Source organism: Rhodococcus sp. I2R, from assembly GCF_020889545.1.
GTDB lineage: Bacteria > Actinomycetota > Actinomycetes > Mycobacteriales > Mycobacteriaceae > Rhodococcoides.
This window is the reverse complement of record NZ_JAHUTG010000007.1, coordinates 19,477-42,111: the sequence shown is the minus strand read 5'-3', so window position 1 is coordinate 42,111 and position 22,635 is coordinate 19,477. Positions and strand designations below refer to the sequence as shown.

The following is a 22,635-nucleotide window of genomic DNA, read 5'->3' as shown; positions in this document are numbered from 1 at the left end:
CGCAATGGCTGCAATCACTTACAAGAAGGCATCGTGCGTCTACGAGGGCGCCGACAAGCTGGCCGTCGACTCGCTCGACCTCGACATCCAGGACGGTGAATTCGTAGTTCTCGTCGGGCCCTCGGGCTCCGGCAAGTCCACCGCGCTACGCATGCTCGCCGGCCTCGAGGACATCGACGGCGGTGCCATCGAGATCGGTGGCAAGAACATGGTCGGAGTCCCGTCGAAAGACCGAGACATCGCGATGGTGTTTCAGAACTACGCGCTCTACCCCAACAAGACCGTCGGGGAGAACATGGGATTCGCCCTCAAGATGCGCGGGGTCTCCACCGAGGAGCGGAAGAAGAAGGTCGCGCAGGCAGCGGAGATTCTCGACTTGACCGAGTTTCTCGACCGCAAGCCCGGCAAGCTTTCCGGTGGTCAGCGGCAGCGCGTCGCGATGGGCCGTGCGATCGTGCGCGAGCCGCAGGTGTTCTGCATGGATGAGCCCCTGTCGAATCTCGACGCAAAGCTGCGCGTGCAGACCCGCACGCAGATAGCGGCACTACAGCGTCGGCTCGGCACCACCACCGTGTACGTCACGCACGATCAGGTCGAGGCTATGACCATGGGTGACCGCGTTGCAGTGCTGCGCGGCGGCAAGTTGCAGCAGTTCGCCAGCCCGACCGAGCTCTACGACAACCCCGTCAACGCATTCGTCGCGGGCTTCATCGGTTCACCCGCGATGAACCTGATGACGGTACCGATCGGGTCGGGTGGGGTGCAGATCGGCGACGCGACACTCCCGCTCGAACGTGAGGTGATGACCAAGCTGGCGAGCGCGGGGCTCGACACCGTCACCATCGGACTGCGCCCCGAGCAGTTGGGTATCGAGCACGGTGCGGGCTTCGCAGCGCAGGTCGACCTCATCGAGGAACTCGGCAGTGAGTCCTACGTGTACGCCCACCTCGACGACCCGAAGGTCAAGGGGCTCGACGGTGGACCGGTCGCTCTTGTCGCCCGTTCGGCCGTCCGCGCTCCCGCGAAAATCGGGGAGAGCATCAGCCTCACCAAGCTCGACGGGCCGGTGCACCTGTTCCACCCGGAGTCCGGGGATCGGATCTAAAGGCGGCTCCGCCGCATGTGAGTGGAAATCCATAGCCCGACACGTATTTTCACTCACATGCGGCCGAAGGCGCGGACCCCCCCTTTCGGGGGTAGCGGCCACTGGAGAACCTCCCTAGCGTCGACGGTGACACGCATCACGAGAAGCTCGCGCAGGAGGAATCATGGCCGGATCGGCTTTCACGGCATTCAAGGGCGCTCGCGACGCGCTGCTCGATGCCAACGGAGACTACGACACGGCCGTGTCCACCTTCGAATGGCCCGAACTCGGCGACCGCTTCAACTGGGCCATCGACTGGTTCGACGCCATTGCCCGCGGCAACGACGCCACCGCGCTCTGGATCGTCGAGGAGGACGGGTCGGAGGGCAAGTACAGCTTCGATGCCGTCGCGCATCGGTCCGATCAGGTAGCGCGCTGGTTGGAATCCCTGGGCATCGGTCGCGGTGACTCGGTGATGTTGATGCTCGGAAACCAGGTGGAACTGTGGGAGTCGATGCTCGCAGTGATGAAGCTCGGCGCCGTGCTGATGCCGACGACCACCGCAATCGGCTCCGCGGATCTCACCGATCGCGTGCAACGCGGCCAGGCGAAGGCCGTCATCGTCAATCCCGCCGATGCGCCCAAGTTCGACGACGTCCCCGGCGACTATCTGAGGATCTCGGTCGGCGAATCCGAGGGCTGGATGGACTACCGGGCGGCCTACGAGATGCTGGACGCGCAGCCCTTCGAGACAGTGACCGCGCCCGACGATCGCCTGCTCCTGTACTTCACCTCGGGAACGACCAGCAAGCCCAAACTCGTCGAGCACACGCATGTGTCGTACCCCGTCGGGCACCTCACCACTATGTACTTCCTCGGCGTCGAACCGGGCGACGTGCACCTCAACATCAGCTCACCCGGCTGGGCCAAGCACGCATGGAGTTGCTTCTTCGCGCCGTGGATCGCCGAGGCCACGATCTTCGTCTACAACTACACGCGTTTCGACGCCGCAGCCCTTCTCGAGCAGATCCGTCGGGCCGAGGTGACAACGTTCTGTGCGCCGCCGACGGTGTGGCGCATGCTCATCCAGGCTGACATCTCCGGTGGCAAGGGCGCGTTGCGCGAGGCGATCGGTGCGGGTGAGCCACTCAACCCGGAGGTCATCTCCCATGTTCAGAAGCTGTGGGGCCTCAATATCCGTGACGGTTTCGGGCAGACGGAAACCACTGCTCTGGTAGCGAATACGCCGGGTAGTGAGTTGAAGTTCGGTTCGATGGGACGGCCGCTGCCGGGCGTACCGGTCGTCATCGTCGATCCGGTGACGGGTGAGCTGGCCGATGAGGGCGAGATCTGTCTCGACCTGACGGTGAAGCCGTTCAACTTGATGACCGGGTACCTCGACGACGCCGAACGCAACAAGCAGGTGATGGCGGGCGGTTACTACCACACCGGCGACGTTGCCTCGCGAGACGAGAACGGTTACATCACCTACGTGGGTCGCACCGACGACGTGTTCAAGGCCTCGGATTACAAGGTGTCGCCGTTCGAGCTCGAGAGTGTGTTGATCGAGCATCCGGCCGTGGCGGAGGCAGCCGTCGTACCTGCTCCCGACGAGACACGCCTGGCTGTGCCCAAGGCTTATGTTGCGCTCGCCGCCGGGTGGGAACCGAACGAGGACACGGCATTCGAGATCCTCAAGTATGCGCGTGAGCATCTGGCGCCGTATCTGCGTGTGCGCCGCCTCGAGTTCTTCGAGCTGCCCAAGACCATCTCCGGCAAAATTCGACGCGTGGAACTTCGCGCGCGTGAGGACTCCGGTCAGGTGTTGTCCGAAGAGTTTCGCGACGACCAGTTCGAGCGTCTCCGTATGTGAGTGGAAGTACGTGTCCTGCTATGTATTTCCGCTCACATAGGGGGAGTGGCGGCCCAGGAACGGCGTCACGACGCCCAACACCTCCTCGCTTGCGGCGGGCGTGGTCGAGTGGTCGAATCCTTCGATGAGGTGGAACTGCGCACCGGGTACGAGGTCCGCGGCGGCACGCCCGGCGGCGAGCCGTTCTCGGTCCTCCGACCCGACGTAGAACAGGCACGGCAGATCGAAGCCGCGTAGGGCGTCGTCGGGGAGGCCGGGCTCGGCGTCGGATGCGCGGAAGTAGGCGGCCATGGCGTCGGTGTCGTTCGCAGCGAACGCAGCCCGGGTCGCGTCGTCGACCGGGAACATCCGATGCTCGTTCCATTCGGTGATGAACCCGTCCATTCCCCGCTCCGCCAGCACGTCCGCGCAACCGGGGAAGAACAGTCGATCGAACGCACCGGCCTGCGAACCGTGCGAACCTCCGCCGGCAATCAGGCTGTTCACGCGTTCGGGTGCGTGCGCGGTCAGCGTCAGCCCGGCCCTCGCGCCGAAGGAGTAGCCCCAGTAGTCGACCTTCTCGACGCCGACCGCATCGAGGACGGCGGTGAGATCACCGACCATGGAGCTCATCGAATATGCGTCGACCTCGTGGGGTTTGTCGCTTCGACCGTGCCCGCGCATGTCGACCAAGATCAGCGTCCTGTTCGGTCGTAGCACTTTGGCGTAGCCGAAGGTTCGCCAGATCACATGGGTCAACAGACTCCCGTGTACCAGCATCAGTGGAGGGCCGGATCCGACTACCTGATAGCCGATTCGGACGCCGTCGGACGGGTTGGTTGCGTAGTCCATGCCATCCAGTGTGGACGATCCCAGTCGCCGTACGCGATCATCACTGATGAGCCCGTTGCTGAAACGCGTCGACGGCAGTTTCGACGGTGGGGTAGAAACGCGAGGTATCGAAGCTGCCGGCCGCGCCGAAACGGATCAGTCGGTCTTTGATCGGGCCCTTCATTTCTGCGAATACAAGTCGAATCCCCTGATCCTTCAGATACCGGTCGAGCTCGACGAGCTGGTCGACCGCGGTGGTGTCGAGGCCGGTGATGGGTTCCGCGGCGATGACCACCCACTCCGCTGGGGTTGGTTGGTGATGCACCACGGAGCGGATGTACCGGTCGAAGATGGTTCCGTTCGCGAAGAACAACGGGGCGTCGAACCGCACCACTGCCAGGCCAGGAATACGCTGCCCGTCCGGGTGGCGCTCGATATCGTGGTACCCGGGGCGGTCGGCCGTGCGGACGAGCTCTGTGCGGTACGGCTGCCACGCCCGCGCGATCACAGCGGCGAAGGACAACCCGATCGCGACGACGATGCCCTGAAGCACCCCGACAAGGGTGACCCCGAGGAATGCTGCTGCGGCGAGCCCGAATTCGATGCGGCTCATGTGCCACATGCGGACCAGTCCGCGGAGGTCTATCAGTGCCGTCGCGGCTACGATGACCACCGCTCCGAGCGTCGCGTCGGGCAGGTAGGTGGTGACGCCTGGAGCGGCGAGGACGAAGACCAGCACAGCGAGCGCGCCCACCACGCTCGCCAACTGCGTTTGGGCGCCGTTCTGTTCGGCCACAGGGGTTCGTGAACCGCTGGCAGAGATGGGGAATCCGCCGAACAGTCCGCTCGCCAGGTTGGACACGCCGATGGCTTTCATCTCGGTGCTGCCGTCGACGACGTGATTGTGCCGGGCCGCGAACGTACGGGACAGCACGCCCGTATCGGCGAAGGCGATCAACGCGATAGCGGCCGCCGGGGCGATGAGATGTCCGACGTCGCCCCAGTCGACACCGGAGAAGGACGGTAGCGGCAGTCCGCTGGGAATTGCCCCGACCATGGAGATGTCGTCGGTGAGATCGAAGACTGCCGAGACGATCATGGCGCCCACTACGGCCACCAGAATTCCTGGGATGCTGCGAAACAGTCTGCGAAACAGCACGATCACGGCAAGTGATCCGAAACCGACGGCCGCGGCGATCGGATCGAACTCGCGCGCCCACAGCGATTGCGCGACGTCGGCGATCTGTCCGAGAACACCGGACGCGTCCACGGTGAATCCGAGCAACTTGGGTATCTGACCGACGACGACGATGAGGGCGATCGCGTTGAGATAGCCGAGCCGGATGGGCTTGGAGAGCAGTTCGGTCACGAATCCGAGCCGGAGATAGCCGCCGGCGAGCAGGATGATGCCGACGAGGACACCGAGGACACCGGCCAGCGCCATCGCAGTTTGGGGATCATCGGTCACGGCCAGCGGTGCTATTGCTGCGGCGATGAGCGGAGCGAGCGACGAATCCGGGCCGAGGACCAGGATTCTGGACGGTCCGACTACGGCATAGACGAGTAGCGGCACGATAGTGGCGTACAGCCCCGCATAGGCGGGCAAACCTGCCGCCTGCGCGTAACCCATGCCTGCCGGGATGAGCAGGGCGGTGAGCACGAGACCCGCCGTGATGTCGTTTCGCAACCACTCACGGCGGTAGGTACGGGCCACCACAATTCCCGGCAGCCGGCCGACGCTTCCCGTCCAGGACACCTCCGGAAGCCTACAGCCGAATGCCGCAGCCGAGCTCTATTGGAGCTCTATCCACCTGGTCGGCTGCAGGGCGCGAAGGAACGGTAGGTCATGGCTGGCAACGACGAGTGCGCCCTCGTAGCTCGCCAACGCTTCGGTGAGGTGTTCCTTGCCGGGCACATCGAGGTTGTTGGTCGGCTCGTCGAGCAGGAGCAGTTTCGGCGCCGGATCCGCAAGCAGAATGCAGGCCAGCGCCGCCCGCAGTCGTTCGCCGCCCGACAATGTCGATACGACCGCGTCTGCGTCGCTGCCGCGAAAGAGGAAGCGCGCCAGTTGGGCACGTATTCGTTCGTTGGATGCCGTTGGGGCGACATCCGCAACGTTCTCGGCGACGGTGCGTGTTTCATCGAACACGTCGAGCCGCTGCGGCAGGTACTGCCATGCCGTCGCAGGTTCCGAGGCGTGGATATTTCCGAGCAGTGTCGTCTTCCCGCTGCCGTTCGGTCCGATCAACGCGATGCGCTCCGGGCCTACGATCTGCAGTGCTTCCGGTCCGGCGACCTCCTGCCCGGCATGCACTTTCGTGGCCGGTAAGTCGATACGAATCTGGCGATCCTCTCGCAACCGACCCTCGGCAGTCTCGAGCGCCGCTTGCGCGTCGTCGACCTTCTCGAGGTGGGTGTTGCGGAGCTTGCCCGCCGACACCTGCGCCGACCTCTTACGCAAGCCCATGACGATCTTCGGTTCCCGTTTCTGCTCGGCCATCTTCTTCCCGTATCGGAGCCGACGGTCCAATTTCGTTCGAGTGTCGATCAATTCGCGTTCCTGCTTGCGAACGTCGTTCTTGGCGTCGTGCAGTGCCGCCCGCGCGGCGTCTTGTTCGGCGTCGATGACGCTCCGGTAGTGCTCGTAGTTGCCGCCGAACATCCGCAGCTCGCTCGGCCCGCCTCGTTCTGCTCTCAGTTCGGCGATGGTGTCCACCCCGTCCAACAGCTCGAGATCGTGACTGCACACGATTGCTACGCCCGGAAAAGCCTGTAGGGCCTGGTGCAGGCGGGCACGTGCGTGCAGATCGAGGTTGTTCGTCGGTTCGTCGAGCAACAGCACCTCGGGCTCGGCGAGCAACTCGGCCGTGAGGGCGAGCAACATCGATTCGCCGCCGGACAGGGTGCCGACGACGCGATCGAGATCGTCGCGGTCGGCGACGATGTGCCCGAGCCCGAGTTTGTCCATCAAGGCCACGGCGCGATCCTCGGCGTCCCAATCGGTGCCGACCTCGGTGAAGTCGTGCTCGGTTCCTTCGCCGGATTCGATGCGGTGCAACGCGTTCCGAAGCTCGCGTAGGCGCAGTATCTCATCGACGCGTCTGCCCGGTCGCAGTGCAATGTCCTGCGGTAGGTAGCCCAAGCGCCCCGGAATGGTGATGGAACCACGCTGCGGTGCCAGTTCGCCGGTGATCGATCTCAGCAGAGTGGATTTGCCCGCGCCGTTCGAACCGACGAGACCCGTTGTTCCGGAATGAAAAACGGCATTCAGGCCGTCGAAAACCTGGTCACCGTCGGGCCAGGTGAAGTCGAGGTCGGATATGCGCAGAGAAGTAGACATAGTTGCTCCCAGAGGTGTGCGTGCGCGCAGTCGATCTACGCAAGTGCAGGCGTCAGAACCTCTGAATGAGCAATGGCCTCTCCGAATCTCCTCGACAACAAGACAGAATCCAGGTTAACCCCCTGTCAATCGCGGACGCAACCGCTTTCACCTACGTGCGCCGCAGGTGACTCTTCGGGCATGATCGTGTTCGTGCACACGTCGAAGAAGTCGGTATCGGCCATCGCCGCTGTAGTGGCGCTCGTCCTCGCAGGCTGTGGTGATCAGGGCCCGGCCCAGCCGCAGACCACCGCCGAGCAGTTCGTCGACGCCATCAACAGCGGCGCAGCCGATGCCGCGGCCGCCCTCACCACCGACCCCGCAGCGGCCTCCGCAGCGTTGACGGGGCTTTACGACGGGCTCAGCGCCGGTGGCACCGTCACCGCAACTCCCGACTTCGCCGTCGACTCCACATCGGAGGAAACGGGGACGGTGAATCTCGACGGGACGTGGCGGTTCTCGACCACGACCGACGGAACGGAAGAGCCCGACGGCGAGCCCAAGCAGTGGCAGTACGACACCACCGGCACGGCCATCGAGACCGACCAGGGTTGGCGCATCGAGTGGAACCCGTCCATTCTGGCGCCGGGACTGGCCGCCGACTCCTCGATTCGGTACACAGCAACGGACGCGCTCGTGACCCCCAAGGTGTTCGACCGAGCGGGTGTCGAACTGATGTCGCAGCAGGTCGTCACACTGGTCAACGTCGATTCCACCGCTGATGCCGCAACGGTGGCGGCGTACATCACCCCGATCGTCCCCGGCATCACGGCCGAATCGATCGCATCGAACCAAGCCGCAGCGCAGGGCAACACCACGACAGTGGTCACCCTCCGCCAATCGGACATCGATCCGATCGCCGCACAGCTGACCCAAGTCCCCGGCGTCACCCTGGCCCCGCAGACGCGGCTGCTGACCGCCGACTCCGAGCTCAGCTCGCCTGCGCTGAACGGCGTCGCCGACGTGTGGCAGCAGCGAATCGACGAGAACAAGGGCTGGGCGATCCAGTCGGTGGCAGCAGACGGAAGCGCCGATCGACTGGCCGGAGTCGACGCGAGCCCAGCGCCCGACATCGCCACCACGCTCGACGCCGAACTCCAACGCAAGGCCGACGAGGCGTTGGCGCCACTGGGGCAGCAGGCCGCGATCGTGGCGCTGCAGCCGTCGACCGGTGAGGTGCTGGCCGTTGCCCAGAACAACGCAGCCGACGCGCAGGGCGACATCGCCCTGACCGGCCTCTACCCGCCGGGCTCGACCTTCAAGACCGTGACGACATCGGCCGCGCTCGAAGCGGGCATCGCCACCCCGGACACTGTTCTACCGTGCCCGAGCACCGAGAACATCGAAGGCCGACAGATTCCCAACGACGACAACTTCGACCTCGGCGAGGTCCCGCTCCGAACAGCCTTCGCGGCATCGTGCAACACGACGATGGGACGGCTCGGCGCAGGACTCCCCGCCGACGCCCTCGCCCAGTCCGCACTGCGGTACGGACTCGGCGTCGACTACGTGACGCCCGGCCTCACCACCGTCACCGGCAACGTCCCATCCGCCGAGACCCCGGCGCAGCGCGTCGAATGGGCAATAGGTCAGGGGCAGGTGACGGCATCCCCGTTCGGAATGGCCCTCGTCGCGTCGTCCATCGCCGCAGGCGCCCTCAACGCGCCGACGCTCATCGACGGCCAACCCGGCACCGGCGACACCACCCCGGAACCCGTCGACCCTCAGGTGGCCGAGCAGATCCGCATGATGATGCGTGAAACCGTCACCTCCGGAACTGCGACCCAACTGCAGGACATCCCCGATCTGCTCGGCAAGACAGGCACCGCGGAGTTCGGCCTGAACAACGAGGGAGCCCACGGCTGGTTCATCGGGATTCAAGGCGATCTCGCGTTCGCAGTGTTCGTCGCGGGCGGACAGAGCTCGGCCCCCGCCCTCGAAGCGGCCGGACGCTTCCTGCGCTAACCGGGTCATTCCGCAGGCTCCACTCCTGCGCTAGTCGGCCGGGCCCGGCGTAGCGCAATCGTGACCGTAGCGTAGGGCTCCCGTGCTTGTTACTGGTGTGACAACAGTGAACATTGTGATCATGAGTCGTGTGAGGCATTCGGTCGGCGGTCGAATTCGCGGTCGATACGTGGTTGCAGTGGGCGCCAGTTTGGCCCTGACCAGCACCATGGCGCTGTGGACGATGGAGGAACCGCAGAGCGAGGCCGAGAACATGGCCGCTGCCTTCGTCGACGCTCTCAACAAGCGCGACATCGCAGCTGCTGCCGCGATGACGACGTATCCCAATGCCGCGGCCGCGAGCCTGACGCAGATGTTCGACGGCTTGGCCGCCGATGGGGCGTCGACGAGTGAATTCGAGCTCGGGCAGTTCGTCGACCTCAGCGACGAGTCCGGATTCTTCACGTTGGACTCGGATTGGAATTTCGGCGAGGGCAAGGACTGGCAGTACTCGACGCGGGGCAGCGCGAAGAAGCTCAGCGTTGGGTGGCGAATCTCGTGGGAACCCGATGTTCTCGCTCCCGATCTGCTCCCCGACAATTCGGTGAGCTACGTCCGCACCGACGCCGCGCCGCCGCTCGTGTTCGATGCCGCGCAGAACGTTCTCATGAACGAACGCACCATCAACGCCATTCTGCTCGACCCCGCCCAGACGCCGGATCCAGCTGCCTCGGCAGCGCAGCTCGCGGACGTGATCGACGTCGTTGCCCCACTGATCACCGCCGACTCGATGCTGTCCGAGCTGGCCGCATCCGCCGGGAACTCGATCCTCGCCGTCAACCTCCGAGACGACGATTTCGCAGTGCTCGAGGACGATCTGCGGGCGATTCCCGGTGTCGTCGTCACACAGACACCGAAGCTGATCGCGGGCGATCGCCGCATCACCTCACCTCTGCTCGACTCCCTCCGCTCGGCGTGGCAGCAGAATCGCGACGCCACCGCAGGTTGGGCCGTCGATGTGGTGAACGGCGACGGGTCGCTGACGCGTCAGGCGGGCTTCCAGGGCCCGGGAGGGCCGGACCTGCACGCCACCCTCGATCCACGTATCCAACTCGCGGCGGAGGAAGCCGTGGTGAGCGTCGGGACGGCCGCCTCGATCGTCGCCATCGCCCCGTCCACCGGCGCCATCGTCGCCGTCGCGCAGAACAGTTACGCAAACGAGCAGGGACAGATCGCGTTCTCGGCGATGTACCCGGCGGGTTCGCTGTCGGATCTGCTGGCGGCCGGCGGCGTCGACGCGTCCGGCGTCGGATTGGGTGTGAACTATGCGATGCCGGGCCTCGACGCGCACACCGGATCGGTCCCGTCGGGCAACAGTGCCGTCGAGCGGATCCGAACCGTCGGCAACGAAACGTCCGAATTGTCGGTAACACCATTCGGACTCGCCCAGTTGGGCGCCACGATCGCCCGGGGAGCCGCACCGGTTCCGTCCATCGTCGTCGGCCAGCCGGCCGCGCCGGACACCGATCCCGGCACTGTGGCGCCGGCTGCGCTGGCGAATCTGCGGACACTGCTGCAGAACTCGTCGCACGATCGTGGACTGGGCGGCTACGCCGGTCTCGCTGGGTTCGCCGGCGCCAGCGTCGACGACAGGTGGTTCATCGGCAGCCGTGACGACCTCGCGTTCGCCGTGTACATCGAGGACGCGGGTGACGACGACCAGGCGGTGCGGATGAGCACCAAGCTGCTCGACGAGATCGCCTCGGGCAGTACCGAGTAGGCGACCGCCAACGCACGCGGGGTAGCTTTAGCCCTCGTGACCCTGCTCGCATTCGGACTCCTCGTCGTCGCCGGATTCTTCGCCGGCCTCGTCGGATTCGTGACGGGTTTGGCCTCACTGGTGTCCTATCCCGCGCTGCTCGCTGCGGGTCTGAGTCCCGTCGCCGCGAACGTCACCAATACGGTCGCTCTGGTCGCGGCGGGTGTCGGGGCGACGACCAATGCGTCGAGCGAGATCGCCAAGGACGGCAGGCAGCTGATTCGCGTGGGGATCGTATCGGCGGTCGGTGGTCTGGTCGGCGCGATCGTGCTGCTCACCGCGCCTGCCGGGTCGTTCGAAGCGGTGGTCCCGTTTCTTGTGGCATTCGCTGCCATCGCGCTACTGCTGCAGCCCAGATTGCGAAACTTCGCCGGGACCAGGAAGTTTCCGACGCTCTATCCTGTCGCCCTGTTCTTCGTGGCGGTGTACGGCGGCTACTTCGGCGCCGGGGCAGGAGTGATCTTCCTGGCGCTGGCGTTGATCTGCACGTCCGACTCCATTTGGCGTGCAAGCATCCTCAAGAGCTTCCTGTTGGGGATCGCCAATCTCGTCGCGGCGATCTTCTTTGCCTTCTCCGGTGACGTGAACTGGTTGGCGGCCCTTGCTCTGGCGATCGGCGCATTCGTCGGCGGGTACTCCGGACCCCCGGTGGTGAAGGTCATTCCGCCGAATTTTCTGCGCCTTGCCGTCGTATTTCTCGGTCTCGGACTCGCTGCCTGGCTGCAGTTCGCGTGAACTAGCGCACGCCGCTCATCATCTTCTTGATCCACGGCGTGAGCGCAAGGAGGACAACGGCAACGGCGAGAGACGCGCCACCGACGCTGTAGAAGAACGGATTCGGGTTGTCCTGGTCGTAGTAACCGGCCAGTGTGCCGGCCATCGCCGAACCCAATGCGACGGAGAGGAAGAACAGCGCGACCATTTGGGTGTGGAAGTTCTTCGGGGCGAGCTTGGTCGAGAGCGACAGTCCCACGGGGGACAAGAACAGCTCGGCGAAGGTGAACATCAGCAGGATGCCGACGAGGGCGAGCAACGGCATGCTGTTGCCGGCCAGCGAGGGTACGAATGCGAGGAAAGCCAGGCCCATGATCCCGACGCCCGCCGCGAACTTCAGCGGTGTCGACGGCTGGCGATCACCCAGTTTCGTCCAGACGGCCGCGAACACACCCGCGAAGATGATGATGAAGATCGGATTGATGGACTGCACCCAGTTCGGGGGAAACTCCCACCCGAACAGGTTGCGATCGAGCACGGTATCGGCAAGGAGCGGGACCGTCGTGAACTGCTGCTGAAACAGCGACCAGAACGCGGCGCTGGCGATGAACATCGGGATGAACGACACGACGCGGCGACGCTCGATGGTGGTGATGTGCTTGCTCGAGAGAATGACGGCGAAATACCCGATGGCGGCGATCACCGTCACTCCGACAACGATATCGGACATATTGGACGCCGTGATCGCGCCGAACACCGACAGCAGCGCGACGACCACGATGGCGGCGACGCCGATGGCTCCCCACTTGATGCGCTGATCTGCGGGCAGCGGATTCGAGGGGGACGCGCCGATACCGTGCAGGTGCTTGCGCCCGAGTGTGTACTGGATCAAACCGGCCGCCATACCGATTGCTGCGAGACCGAAACCCGCATGGAATCCGAACGTATCCCAAGCGAGCCCGGTGAGCAGGGGTCCGACGAACGCGCCGATGTTGATGCCCATGTAGAACAGTGAGAACCCGGCGTCGCGACGATTGTCGTGCTCGCCGTACAGATCGCCGACGAGCGATGTCGCGTTGGCTTTGAGTCCGCCGCTACCGAACGCGACGAGGACCAAACCCACTCCAACACCCAGCAATCCGGGCAAGACGGCCAAAGCGATGTGACCGAACATGATCATCACGGCGCTGTAGAACAGTGTGCGCTCGGACCCCAGCAACCGGTCGGCTACCCATCCGCCCAGAATCGTCGACAGATAGACGGTGCCGCCGTAGGCGCCGACGATGGACGTCGCAGAGCTCTCCGCGAGTCCGAGGCCACCATCGGACACCGAGTAGTACAGGTAGTAGATGAGGATGCCTTGCATCCCGTAGAACGAGAAGCGCTCCCACATCTCGACACCGAAGAGATTCGCCAGAGCGAACGGCTGCCCGAAGAACGCGGTGTCCTGCTTGTTGTGCACGTCGGCCATCTGTGAACTGTTCCATGCCGGTGGGTGTTCCGGCAGGCCGATGGGGCTACTTTTTCGTTACAAGTAACAGTCTGGCAAGCGCGCGCCATCCGAACAGGAAGATCGCGAGGACCGTCGACGCCACGAGGACGAAGCTGAACGCAGTTCCCTGCCCGCTGACCACACGCAGGATCATGCCGACGGCGACCGTCGAAACCCAGACGACGATGCCCGTCGGGACGATCAGGTAAGCGTCGAATTTGTCGCGGTAGAGCGCCCAGGTGGCAACCCAACCGACGACGGCTCCGGTGACGAAAGGCCATGCGGTGGTGGCGAGGCCCGCCACGGCATTCGCTTCGTCGTGACTTCTTCGTCCGATGGCGCAGAAGACGACGACGAGGACGAGATCGACGACGGCGGCGATGATGGGGCTTCGCTTGCTCACCGGTCCCACAATAGAGAACGGGCCCGCGGACGTATCGGTCCGCGGGCCCGTTCGGCCGTGCCAAGAGTGGTGACTAGGAGGCCTGGCCGGCTTCGATCTCCAGGGTGAGGGTGATCTTGTCGCCGACGACAGCGCCGCCGCCCTCGAGGGGCATGTCGATGCTGATGCCGAAGTCGCGACGGTTGATGGTGGTGGTTGCCTCGAACCCGGCGACCGGTCCCGCGCCCATGCCCGGGTTGACCCCGTTGAACTCGAGCTTCATCTCGATGGACTTGGTGACGCCGTGCAACGTGAAATCACCCGTCAGGACGAAGTTCTCGCCACTGGGCTTGACCGAGGTGGAGGTGAACGTCGCGGTCGGGAACTTCTCGACCTCGAAGAAGTCGGCGGTCTTGAGGTGGCCGTCGCGCTGCTCGTTGTCGGTGGTGATGGATGCGACGTCGATCTCGGCGTTGACGGACGGTGTCCCGTCGGCGGAAACGGTGATCGTGCCGCTGAAGTTCTGGAAGCGTCCCCGGACCTTGCTGACCATGAGGTGGCGAACCGAGAAGCCGACCGTCGAGTGTGTGGCGTCGATGTTCCAGGTGCCGGCCGAGAGTTCGGGCAAAGCGATGGCGGTGGTCATGTGAGCTCCTTGGGTTGAAGGTTCAAGCGGTATATGAATATTAAACGGACCGGGGTCCGGATGTATTCCGCCAGCGCGGAATGTGACGGAGAACACATGCATTTGGTGACCGAATGTCACATTGGCTCACCCACGAGTGAGCGAATGGCCCCCTCGCACACTCAGAGTGACCGACTGTGACATTCGCTCCGAAAAAGCCGGGCAACCGAAACTGCAACCTTCAAGCAGTTTCGGGGTCGGCCCTGTCTGCGCGCTGCTCGGCGTCGCTGCGGGAGGCGTGCAGTTCGCTGGTTTCGCGCCGTTGGAGTTCGAAGTCGTAGTCCAGATCCTCGTGCTGGTGCTTGCGGAAGAGCACCAGAAACACGATCCACCCGACGATGGCGACGAGGATGAAACTGATAGCGCGGTAAACGAAGGCGGCTGCCACAGCCTGGGACGCGCTGATCGAGGCAGCGCTGGTGAGCAGTGCTATGAGGGTGGCGTCGACGACGACGAGTCCACCGGGGGCGAGCGGGACCGATCCGACTGCCTTGGCCGCCGCGAACGCGAACAGTAGCCCGGACAATCTGGGATCGGCGCCGACGGCGTAGCAGGCGAAGCCCAGGCAGGCCACATCCGCGAGACGGTGGACAACCGACCACGTCAAGGTCAGGCCCGCATCGCGCGGGCCGAGCCGGACGAATCGAACCTGCTCGATGATTGCGTCGACGCGTTCGCGGCCGATGTCGGGTGCTTGGTTTCGGAAGTTGTTGATCTTGCCGAGCACCCACCCGGCTGCGCTACGGATCGACGATGGATGCGCGGAGACGTACCGCACGGCGAACACGATCGCGAGCACGCCCGCGATCGGTACGACGAGGGTGAAGGTGTTGACCGATCCGCCGACGAGCAATGCGCCGGCGACACCGAGCAGAGCGAGTCCCGACGCGGCGATGACCCCGGAGATCGCGAGCTGCCAGGACGCGACGACGGGGCTTGCTCCCCATCGGCGGGTCTGGCGGTAGGTGAAGGCGGTGGAGAACACCTGGCCGGCGGGGAGCGTCAGCGACATCGCTGTGCTTCCGTAGATGACGGCCACCGATTTCGCCTGCCGCACGCGCACCCCGGCTGCGGACATCAGCTGCTTCTGGACTCGGCCGAAAGCGCTCAGTGACAGCGCCTGCGTGACGATGCAGCCAGCGACCCACCCCCAGTGGATTTCGGTCAACGCCTGCCAGGATTCGTGCAGCCGCGGCCACAGATAGATTCCTTCAGCAACGAGCAGGGCGAGCAATGCGATCCCAGCGGCCCACTTGAGCCAGCGAAGACGATTGTGTTTGCGTTTGCGGGGTGCATCGGCCACACGCTCGGGTCTGGGTTCGGCCACCTTCACAGGGTAACCACTACCGGGCCCGGCTCAAGGACGCTCCACCGGCCAAGCCAGGTGGGTGAGCCGACGCCGGCCTCGCAATTGAACCTGATCGCCGAGCTCCCAGTGTTCCTGCTCCTCGTCGCTGGCGAAGTAGACCGCCGAGGTCGACGCGAGCACTCGGCCCGGGCGTAGTTTTGCCAATTCGGTCAAACGGGACGCCTCGTTGACCGGATCGCCGATGACGGTGTATTCGAAGCGTTCCTTGGCACCGATGTTCCCGGCGACGGCGAGCCCCGCGGAAACGCCGATGCCGATGTCGAGACCGGTGATGTCGTTGAGTGCAAATCGGAGGTCACGGGCTGCTGCGAGCGCCGCCGTCGGAGCATCGGGGCGATCCAGCGGTGCGCCGAAGATCGCGAGCGCGGCGTCACCCATGAATTTGTTGACGAATCCGTGGTGCTTGTCGATCACATCGACGACGACACGAAAGAACTCGTTGAGCAACACCACGACATCGCCCGGCGGACGTTCCGACGCCGTCGCCGTCGAGCCGACCATGTCGACGAACAGGACCGCGACGAAGCGCGTCTCGCCGCCCAGTTCGGTACCGAATTGCAATGCGCGTCGCGCTACGTCCTCGCCGACGTGCTGGCCGAAGAGCTCGCGGAGAACGCGTCTTTCGGCGGACTCCTCCATCATGCGGTTGAAGCCGACCTGCAACCGGCCGATCTCGCTGCCGTCGAACACCTCGACCTCGACGTCGTTGTCGCCTCGTTGAACGCGTTCTATGGCGCGACGCAACTGGCGGATGGGATCGGAAATCTGGCTCGCGGTGAGCATCGACAGGATGAACGCCTGACCGATGGCCAGCCCGCTCAGCAGAATGATGGCGATCGCCAACGCGTTGGTGGAGAACACGAGGTCGGTGGTCAACTGCGTCACGCACAGCAAAATGATGCCGATGACGGGCATCAACGTCCCGAGGCCCCAGGTCATCGCCATGCGAGTGCCGACGCCGGGGGTCAAGGTGCGATCGAAACGCCCCTCGCTCAGCGCCATTGCGGCGACAGGTCGCAGGATGCGTTCGCCGAGCATGTAGGTGAAACCGAAAGTCACGGTCGCAGCCATCACGACGGTGACGATGACCGCGACGGCCAGAGATGGCATCTCGCTCACGGTGAGGATCACGAAGATGAAGCCGCCGATCACCCACAGGATGGAGTGGACGATCGCCTGCCTCAGTGGTGCGTGCAGTGTCGTCATCTGCTCTCGGCGCGTCGGCGGGCCGCCGCGCAACTGCCAGCGGACCACCGTCCGCAGCATCACTGCCGCGTAGTAGAGACTGATCGCCCCCGCGAGCACGAGGTAGGCGCCGAAAATGTAGACGTTGCGCACCCGGTCGGCGACGATGGGCTGCGACTCCTCGAGCGGCAATCCGTAGCGAACGAACGCGAACACCAGCACCGCGCCGAAGAGATTCGACAGCAGCATCGAGAGCATATAGAGCGGCCAGCGACTCCTCAGAGTGAGCGAGACCGCTCGGTAGGATGCCAGCACGGGTTAAATTTACCGGGTGACCGAACGCGAGCCGCAGGCAGAAGCGTCGAAGGTACTTTCGGGCTCCCCTGGAACACGTCCTTCGCCTGCTGAGGCGGTACATCCGTACGTTCGAGTCGCCGCCGCGTGGACGTGGCGCCTGCTTGTCCTGTTCGCCGGATTCCTCACGTTCTGCTACCTCGTCGTCCAACTCGACATCGTGTTCGTGCCGCTCGCCATCGCCCTGTTGGCCTCGGCGATGCTGCTGCCTCTCGTCGACTGGATGCACCGCCGTCGCGTTCCGCGCGCCGCCGCCGTCGTCATCGCGATCATCGCGAGCATCGGTGTCGTCGCGGGCATCATGACGTTCGTCGTCGAACAGTTCATCGAGGGCCTGCCCCAACTCGGAGATCAGATCACCGCCTCGGTCACCGATCTCGAGGGGTGGCTTGCCCAAGGCCCACTGCACATCAGCGAGGACCAGATTCGGCAGGCGAGCGACAACGTCGTCAAAGCCATCCAGGACAACCAGGCCGCAGTTACCAGCGGGGCGTTGTCCACCGCAACGGTCGTCGGCGAAATCCTGACCGGGACACTGCTGACGCTGTTCATCCTCATCTTCTTCTTGTACGACGGCAGCAAGATCTGGGAGTTCGTCACCCGCCTCGCCCCGAGGTCAGCGAGACGCCGGGTCCGGATTGCGGGTAGTCAAGGCTTCAGGTCGCTCGTCGGATACGTGCGTGCGACGGTGGCGGTTGCTGCCGCCGACGCCGTCGGCATCGGGGTCGGCCTGGCGATACTCGGTGTTCCGTTGGCGCTGCCGCTGGCATCTCTGGTGTTCATCGGTGCATTCGTTCCGATTGTCGGGGCGCTTCTCGCCGGGTTCCTTGCCGTGTTCGTCGCCCTGGTGACCAAGGGTTTTCTGACCGCACTGCTGACGCTGGTAATCGTCGTGGCGGTGATGCAGCTCGAAGCTCACGTGCTGCAACCGCTGCTGCTGGGGCGAGCGGTGCGTATCCATCCGCTCGCGGTGGTGCTGGCGATCACGGTCGGTATCGTCACGGCCGGCATCGTCGGGGGCCTGTTGGCGGTACCGATCGTCGCCCTCCTCAATACCGCGATCCGTTCTCTGCTCGTCGAGGACCCCGACGAGCTCGAGATACTCCCAGACGAGCTCGAGATGCTCCCAGCCGAGCTCGAGGTGCCGGACGGGGCCGAACCCGAAAATGATTGACCCCGTCACCCCGCTGTGGCGGGCCTCGCAGGCTTTTCGGCTGATCACCCTGGCCTACGCCGTCAGCTTCCAGATCGCATCTGTCGGCAACTACACCGATGCGCGGCTCAGCTGGGTCCTCGTCGCCATTATGGCGGTATGGACCGGTGTGTCGGCTGCGCTGTTGTCGCAGGCGACGGTAGCGCGGTGGAAGGTGGTGCTCGGCGATCAGATCGTGGTGATCGCGTTGATGGCGTCGACCAGGTTGGTGGCCGAGCACGACTGGTACAGCTCGCATCAGACGTTGCCTACCACGCTGTGGGCCACCAATGCGGTGATCTCCGCGGCGCTCCTCTTCGGTCCCAAGGGCGGCATCGCCTCGGGTGTGATGCTGTCGCTGGTCAGTGCGATCGTGCGGGATCAGGTCGACGTCGACCTGTGGACCGACGCCACGGCTCCGGTGCTGATCTCGGTGGGGCTTGCGCTCGGCTTGGCGAGCAACACTGCTCGGCGGGCCCATGCGGAGCTCGAACGCGCGAGCAGATTGGCCGCCATCACCGAGGAACGAGAACGGCTCGCCCGCCAGGTACACGACGGGGTTCTGCAGGTACTCGCACTCGTGCGTCGCCGCGGTTTCGAAATCGGCGGAGCGGCAGAAGAACTCGCTCAACTCGCCGGTGAGCAGGAAGTCGCGCTCCGGATGCTCATCTCGGAGCAGGGGGAGCCGTCGCGATTCGATGCCACCAGAACCGAGGTCGACCTTTCCGGCCTGCTGCGGCCGCAGGCCAGCACCACGGTGTCCGTGTCCACACCGCCCGATCCCGTGCTCCTCGACGGACGTATCGCCGACGAGGTGTCCGCGGTGGTCTCCACCGCCCTGTCCAACGTCGCGCTGCATGCCGGACCCGGTGCGCGCGCTTACGTTCTGCTCGAGGACATGGGCGAGGAGATCATCGTCAGCATTCGCGACGACGGCCCCGGTATCGCTCCGGGGAGACTGGCCGAAGCGGTGGCCGAAGGTCGCATGGGAGTATCGAAATCACTGCTCGGTCGGGTGGAGATGCTCGGCGGGGTGGCCGCGCTGGATACGGACGAATCGGGAACGGAATGGGAAATTCGACTGCCGAAGGAGCCGACATGAGCGGCGAGCACATTTCGGTCATGGTCGTCGATGATCACCCGATGTGGCGCGATGGCGTCGCCCGAGATCTCGAGGCAGCGGGGTTCGAGGTCGTGGCAACCGCTGACGGCGTCGATGCCGCGCGAAGGCGTGCCGGCGCCACCACGCCCGACGTCGTGCTCATGGACATGCATCTGCCCGACGGCAACGGGGCCGAGGCGACCGCCGCGGTGCTCGCGGTCTCCGCGAACAGTCGAGTTCTGGTGTTGTCGGCTTCGGCGGAGCGCGAGGACGTGCTCGACGCCATCAAGGCCGGCGCCACCGGCTACCTGGTCAAGAGTGCGTCCGCGCAGGATCTGTACGAGGCGGTACGCGTCACGGCTGCTGGCCAAGCCGTGTTCACTCCCGGCCTTGCGGGCCTGGTGCTGGGTGAGTATCGACGGATCTCGACGGCGCCCGACCAGAGCGACCATGTCGACACCCGCCCCACGCTGTCCGACCGCGAAACCGAGGTGTTGAGGCTGGTGGCAAAGGGGCTGAGCGCCAAGCAGATTGCCACCCGGTTGTCGCTCAGTCACCGCACCGTGGAGAACCATGTGCAGGCCACACTGCGCAAGCTGCACTTGGCCAACAGGGTCGAGTTGACGCGCTACGCGATCGAGAAGGGTTTGTGACTTCCCTCTTCAGGCAACCCTGACGCCATGACCGACACCGACAAGCCCGCCGCTTCCCGATCCGCTGATTCAGAACCAGTCGACACCACGGTCGACCCCACGCAGAAGACACGTGGCATGGACGCGGATACCGAGCAGAACGCCGACGAGCGTGGTGAAGCGATTCGCCAGTTCGACGATCACATGGACAGTGCCGGCGACGAGCAGAAGCTGCCCACACCGGACGCCGAGGATGTGACGGCCGACAGGACCGACCCGAAGACGACGCAGCGCAGCGAGTAGATCAGGCTTTGACCAGCTGCATCAGGGCGATCTTCGCCACCGGCGCGTAGGGCAGCACCAGCAGCGGCGAGCCCTCGGCCGGTGGTGTCGGCGGTGAGGCGGTCGTGCTCGTAGTCGACACCCATGATTTGGGGCGCCCACTCCGGCCAGCGGTCCGGATTCATGTATCGCTCCCATCCGAGGGTGGCTGACGCCGATCCGGTGGCGTCGATGGTGGTCTGCATCGATAGCCGATACCCCGTACACGCCCGCGTGAACCGGCCCCGGATCGTCACCACCGGAGCAGGGAGAATTTGTCTGCTCGTGGCTGCGCGGTCATGCCGAGCCGTCATACTCGCGCCAATGCGCATCGTGCAGCTGGCGAACTTCTACGGTCCTCGATCAGGTGGCCTTCGGACAGCGGTCGATCAGCTGGGCGCGGGCTACACAGCGCGCGGACACGAGGTGATCCTGGTGGTCCCGGGGGCCGAGGCGTCGGAAGAACTCCTCCCGACGGGCGTCCTGCGGATCACCGTGCCCGCGGTAGGTATCCCGTTCACCGGCGGATATCGGGCCGCGGACCCCCGCCGGGTCGCGGACGTGACGGCCGGGCTCTCGCCGGACGTGCTCGAGGTCTCCGACCGTCTGACACTTCGTGGGATGGGTGCGTGGGCGTCGCGACGCGGAGTCGGCAGCGTCATGATCTCGCACGAGCGGTTGGACAGGTTGCTGGGCCAGATACTCCCTGAACCGGCCGCGCGTGCCATGGCTGATGTCGCGAATGCTCGCACGGCCCGGTCCTACGACGAGGTGGTGTGCACGACTCGTTTCGCGCGCCGCGAGTTCGAGCGAATCGGCGCCGCCAACGTCAGCGAGGTACCGCTCGGGGTCGACCTCGATTTGTTCAATCCATCCCGCCGAGATCCACTGATCGCCTCCGCCTGGCGCGGCGACGCCGATTCGCTCCTCGTTCACTGCGGTCGACTCTCGGTGGAGAAACATGTCGAGAGAAGTATCGATTCCGTTGCTGCGCTGCACTATTCGGGCACAAATGTCCGGCTCGTCGTGGCCGGCGACGGACCCCGTCGACCCGGTCTGGAGCGTCGCGCACGCGGCCTCCCAGTCGAGTTCGTGGGCTTCGTCGACGGTAGAGAAGAGCTCGCCTCGCTACTGGCCTCGGCCGATGTCGCGTTGGCACCCGGCCCGCATGAAACGTTCGGGCTCGCGGCGCTCGAATCGCTGGCCACCGGAACACCTGTAGTGGTGTCGCGATCCTCGGCGCTGGCAGACATCGTCACACCGGCGTGTGGTGGCCACTTCGACGACACCGCAGACGGATTCGCATGCGAACTGTCGCGCGTCCTCGACATACCGACCGCGTCCCGACGGCGCGCGGCGCGAAGCCGTGCCGAGCAGTTCGGTTGGCCCGCCTCGGTCGACGGCATGCTCGCGGTTCTCGGATGTGGCCGCGTCGCCGATTGACCCCCGTCATGGGCTTTTCGCCTATTGTGGGCTTCATGGAGGCGAGGAATTTACGGGTGTCCGACGCGGAGAAGGAACATGTCGGTCAGCTGCTGCAACGCGCTGTCGGGCAAGGGATGCTCTCGCTCGGCGAGTTCACCGAGCGGATGGACACCGCGCTCGCGGCCAAAACTCGTGGAGAGCTGAACTCGGTGCTGATCGACCTTCCGGGTATGCAAGTCGCCGAAGAGCAGGGCCCAGTGAGCCCGAACCGACACCCTGCGCAGGCGAAGTACCCGGCGCAGACCCCGCACCCGGCGCAGACCCAGTACCCGCCGCAGCCTCAGTACCCGCCGCATCAGGCTCGCACCTACGCACCGAATCACGTCGGTGGGTGGCACGACAGTCGCGCCGAGGCGATCCGGGGAACCATGTCGACCGTCACCCGCAAAGGACCGTGGAACGTCCCACGCGCCCTGTCAATCGAAAGCAAGCTGTCGACGGTGACCCTCGATTTCACCCAGGCCGTCATGTCCTCGCAGGTCGTCGAGGTCAGTATCGACGATTACTGCAGCACCGTCACGCTCGTCGTGCCCTCGGAGGCGACGGTCGACCTCAACGCCGTCGAAACGGTCGGCGGCAGTGCAAACAACAAGGTGCGCACGGGACCTCCGATCGGCCCGCTGCACATCGTCGTTCGCGGCAAAGTGAGATTCGGATCGATCACCGCCAAACACCCGTTCGGAACCTCGTTTCGCAAAATGCTCGGTCAGTGACACTCCTCGGTCAGTGACACTCCTCGGTCAGTGACACTCCTCGGTGAGTGACATTCTGCGGAGAACCCCTACCTCGAACGAGTAGAACTACTCAGGCGCA

The 22,635-nt window shown here is 64.8% G+C and carries 19 protein-coding genes; 11 read left to right on the top strand and 8 right to left on the bottom strand.

From position 1 onward, the window contains the following. Positions 1-4 precede the first annotated feature (4 nt). Both KVY23_RS08830 and KVY23_RS08825 read left to right on the top strand, forming a co-directional pair. Positions 5-1,105: an ABC transporter ATP-binding protein gene (locus tag KVY23_RS08830; RefSeq protein ID WP_230556116.1), complete on the top strand. Its 1,101-nt coding sequence runs from the start codon at positions 5-7 to the stop codon at positions 1,103-1,105. Positions 1,106-1,268: 163 nt separating this feature from the next. Further along, on the top strand, positions 1,269-2,957 hold the full coding sequence (locus tag KVY23_RS08825) for an AMP-binding protein (protein ID WP_230556115.1): 1,689 nt from the start codon (positions 1,269-1,271) through the stop codon (positions 2,955-2,957). Positions 2,958-2,975: 18 nt separating this feature from the next. On the opposite strand, the gene KVY23_RS08820 is transcribed toward KVY23_RS08825, so the two are convergent. The 3 genes from KVY23_RS08820 to KVY23_RS08810 are packed head-to-tail and all read right to left on the bottom strand — an operon-like array spanning position 2,976 to position 7,107. Next, entirely contained in the window at positions 2,976-3,788 is an 813-nt protein-coding gene (locus tag KVY23_RS08820) for an alpha/beta fold hydrolase (protein WP_230556114.1), read from the bottom strand. A gap of 40 nt (positions 3,789-3,828) precedes the next feature. Further along, positions 3,829-5,523 (bottom strand): SulP family inorganic anion transporter, encoded by a 1,695-nt coding sequence (locus KVY23_RS08815; protein WP_230556113.1) that lies wholly within the window; start codon positions 5,521-5,523, stop codon positions 3,829-3,831. A gap of 36 nt (positions 5,524-5,559) precedes the next feature. After that, positions 5,560-7,107, bottom strand: a complete 1,548-nt coding sequence (locus KVY23_RS08810; RefSeq protein WP_230556112.1) for an ABC-F family ATP-binding cassette domain-containing protein — start codon at positions 7,105-7,107, stop codon at positions 5,560-5,562. 180 nt (positions 7,108-7,287) lie between these two features. Between KVY23_RS08810 and KVY23_RS08805 the strand changes: the two genes are divergently transcribed. From KVY23_RS08805 to KVY23_RS08795, 3 genes are all read left to right on the top strand, one after another. Next, a complete protein-coding gene (locus KVY23_RS08805; protein WP_206510498.1) occupies positions 7,288-9,111 on the top strand; it encodes a penicillin-binding transpeptidase domain-containing protein in 1,824 nt (607 codons plus the stop codon). A gap of 121 nt (positions 9,112-9,232) precedes the next feature. Continuing rightward, the gene (locus KVY23_RS08800) at positions 9,233-10,870 is read left to right on the top strand and encodes an NTF2-like N-terminal transpeptidase domain-containing protein (RefSeq protein WP_230556111.1); all 1,638 of its coding nucleotides are present in this window, start codon (positions 9,233-9,235) and stop codon (positions 10,868-10,870) included. Between the two features lie 36 nt (positions 10,871-10,906). Beyond that, positions 10,907-11,644 (top strand): sulfite exporter TauE/SafE family protein, encoded by a 738-nt coding sequence (locus tag KVY23_RS08795; RefSeq protein WP_230556110.1) that lies wholly within the window; start codon positions 10,907-10,909, stop codon positions 11,642-11,644. A 1-nt stretch (position 11,645) separates the two neighbouring features. On the opposite strand, the gene KVY23_RS08790 is transcribed toward KVY23_RS08795, so the two are convergent. The 5 genes from KVY23_RS08790 to KVY23_RS08770 form a co-directional block, all read right to left on the bottom strand. Next, a complete protein-coding gene (locus KVY23_RS08790) occupies positions 11,646-13,094 on the bottom strand; it encodes a peptide MFS transporter (protein ID WP_230556109.1) in 1,449 nt (482 codons plus the stop codon). 46 nt (positions 13,095-13,140) lie between these two features. Next, a complete protein-coding gene (locus KVY23_RS08785) occupies positions 13,141-13,518 on the bottom strand; it encodes a DUF3054 domain-containing protein (RefSeq protein WP_075837880.1) in 378 nt (125 codons plus the stop codon). A gap of 73 nt (positions 13,519-13,591) precedes the next feature. Continuing rightward, the gene (locus KVY23_RS08780; RefSeq protein ID WP_230556108.1) at positions 13,592-14,143 is read right to left on the bottom strand and encodes a YceI family protein; all 552 of its coding nucleotides are present in this window, start codon (positions 14,141-14,143) and stop codon (positions 13,592-13,594) included. A gap of 220 nt (positions 14,144-14,363) precedes the next feature. Further along, positions 14,364-15,509: a YbhN family protein gene (locus tag KVY23_RS08775; protein WP_206510503.1), complete on the bottom strand. Its 1,146-nt coding sequence runs from the start codon at positions 15,507-15,509 to the stop codon at positions 14,364-14,366. A 30-nt stretch (positions 15,510-15,539) separates the two neighbouring features. Further along, positions 15,540-16,994, bottom strand: a complete 1,455-nt coding sequence (locus KVY23_RS08770) for an adenylate/guanylate cyclase domain-containing protein (RefSeq protein ID WP_230556265.1) — start codon at positions 16,992-16,994, stop codon at positions 15,540-15,542. Positions 16,995-17,067: 73 nt separating this feature from the next. Here KVY23_RS08770 and KVY23_RS08765 point away from each other — a divergent pair, with 73 nt between their 5' ends. From KVY23_RS08765 to KVY23_RS08740, 6 genes are all read left to right on the top strand, one after another. Continuing rightward, positions 17,068-18,264, top strand: a complete 1,197-nt coding sequence (locus KVY23_RS08765) for an AI-2E family transporter (RefSeq protein ID WP_371829805.1) — start codon at positions 17,068-17,070, stop codon at positions 18,262-18,264. Further along, on the top strand, positions 18,257-19,384 hold the full coding sequence (macS, locus tag KVY23_RS08760; protein ID WP_230556107.1) for a MacS family sensor histidine kinase: 1,128 nt from the start codon (positions 18,257-18,259) through the stop codon (positions 19,382-19,384). The genes KVY23_RS08765 and macS overlap by 8 nt, the downstream gene beginning before the upstream one ends. Continuing rightward, positions 19,381-20,037 carry a response regulator transcription factor gene (locus KVY23_RS08755; RefSeq protein ID WP_230556106.1) on the top strand — a complete coding sequence of 219 codons (657 nt, stop codon included), beginning with the start codon at positions 19,381-19,383 and terminating at the stop codon, positions 20,035-20,037. Before macS ends, KVY23_RS08755 begins: the two co-directional genes overlap by 4 nt. A gap of 27 nt (positions 20,038-20,064) precedes the next feature. Next, positions 20,065-20,319 (top strand): autophagy-related protein 2, encoded by a 255-nt coding sequence (locus tag KVY23_RS08750; protein WP_230556105.1) that lies wholly within the window; start codon positions 20,065-20,067, stop codon positions 20,317-20,319. A 342-nt stretch (positions 20,320-20,661) separates the two neighbouring features. Continuing rightward, positions 20,662-21,780 (top strand): glycosyltransferase, encoded by a 1,119-nt coding sequence (locus KVY23_RS08745; protein WP_230556104.1) that lies wholly within the window; start codon positions 20,662-20,664, stop codon positions 21,778-21,780. 35 nt (positions 21,781-21,815) lie between these two features. After that, entirely contained in the window at positions 21,816-22,535 is a 720-nt protein-coding gene (locus tag KVY23_RS08740) for a DUF1707 domain-containing protein (protein WP_230556103.1), read from the top strand. The last annotated feature ends 100 nt before the right edge of the window (positions 22,536-22,635 follow it).

Excerpts from the sequence above, each read along its gene's own strand:
- KVY23_RS08830 (WP_230556116.1), top strand. The coding sequence starts at position 5 with ATGGCTGCAATCACTTACAAGAAGGCATCGTGCGTCTACGAGGGCGCC.
- KVY23_RS08825 (WP_230556115.1), top strand. The coding sequence starts at position 1,269 with ATGGCCGGATCGGCTTTCACGGCATTCAAGGGCGCTCGCGACGCGCTG.
- KVY23_RS08820 (WP_230556114.1), bottom strand. The coding sequence starts at position 3,788 with ATGGACTACGCAACCAACCCGTCCGACGGCGTCCGAATCGGCTATCAG.
- KVY23_RS08810 (WP_230556112.1), bottom strand. The coding sequence starts at position 7,107 with ATGTCTACTTCTCTGCGCATATCCGACCTCGACTTCACCTGGCCCGAC.
- KVY23_RS08805 (WP_206510498.1), top strand. The coding sequence starts at position 7,288 with ATGATCGTGTTCGTGCACACGTCGAAGAAGTCGGTATCGGCCATCGCC.
- KVY23_RS08800 (WP_230556111.1), top strand. The coding sequence starts at position 9,233 with ATGAGTCGTGTGAGGCATTCGGTCGGCGGTCGAATTCGCGGTCGATAC.
- KVY23_RS08790 (WP_230556109.1), bottom strand. The coding sequence starts at position 13,094 with ATGGCCGACGTGCACAACAAGCAGGACACCGCGTTCTTCGGGCAGCCG.
- KVY23_RS08780 (WP_230556108.1), bottom strand. The coding sequence starts at position 14,143 with ATGACCACCGCCATCGCTTTGCCCGAACTCTCGGCCGGCACCTGGAAC.
- KVY23_RS08770 (WP_230556265.1), bottom strand. The coding sequence starts at position 16,994 with ATGCTCTCGATGCTGCTGTCGAATCTCTTCGGCGCGGTGCTGGTGTTC.
- macS (WP_230556107.1), top strand. The coding sequence starts at position 18,257 with ATGATTGACCCCGTCACCCCGCTGTGGCGGGCCTCGCAGGCTTTTCGG.
- KVY23_RS08755 (WP_230556106.1), top strand. The coding sequence starts at position 19,381 with ATGAGCGGCGAGCACATTTCGGTCATGGTCGTCGATGATCACCCGATG.
- KVY23_RS08750 (WP_230556105.1), top strand. The coding sequence starts at position 20,065 with ATGACCGACACCGACAAGCCCGCCGCTTCCCGATCCGCTGATTCAGAA.
- KVY23_RS08745 (WP_230556104.1), top strand. The coding sequence starts at position 20,662 with ATGCGCATCGTGCAGCTGGCGAACTTCTACGGTCCTCGATCAGGTGGC.
- KVY23_RS08740 (WP_230556103.1), top strand. The coding sequence starts at position 21,816 with ATGGAGGCGAGGAATTTACGGGTGTCCGACGCGGAGAAGGAACATGTC.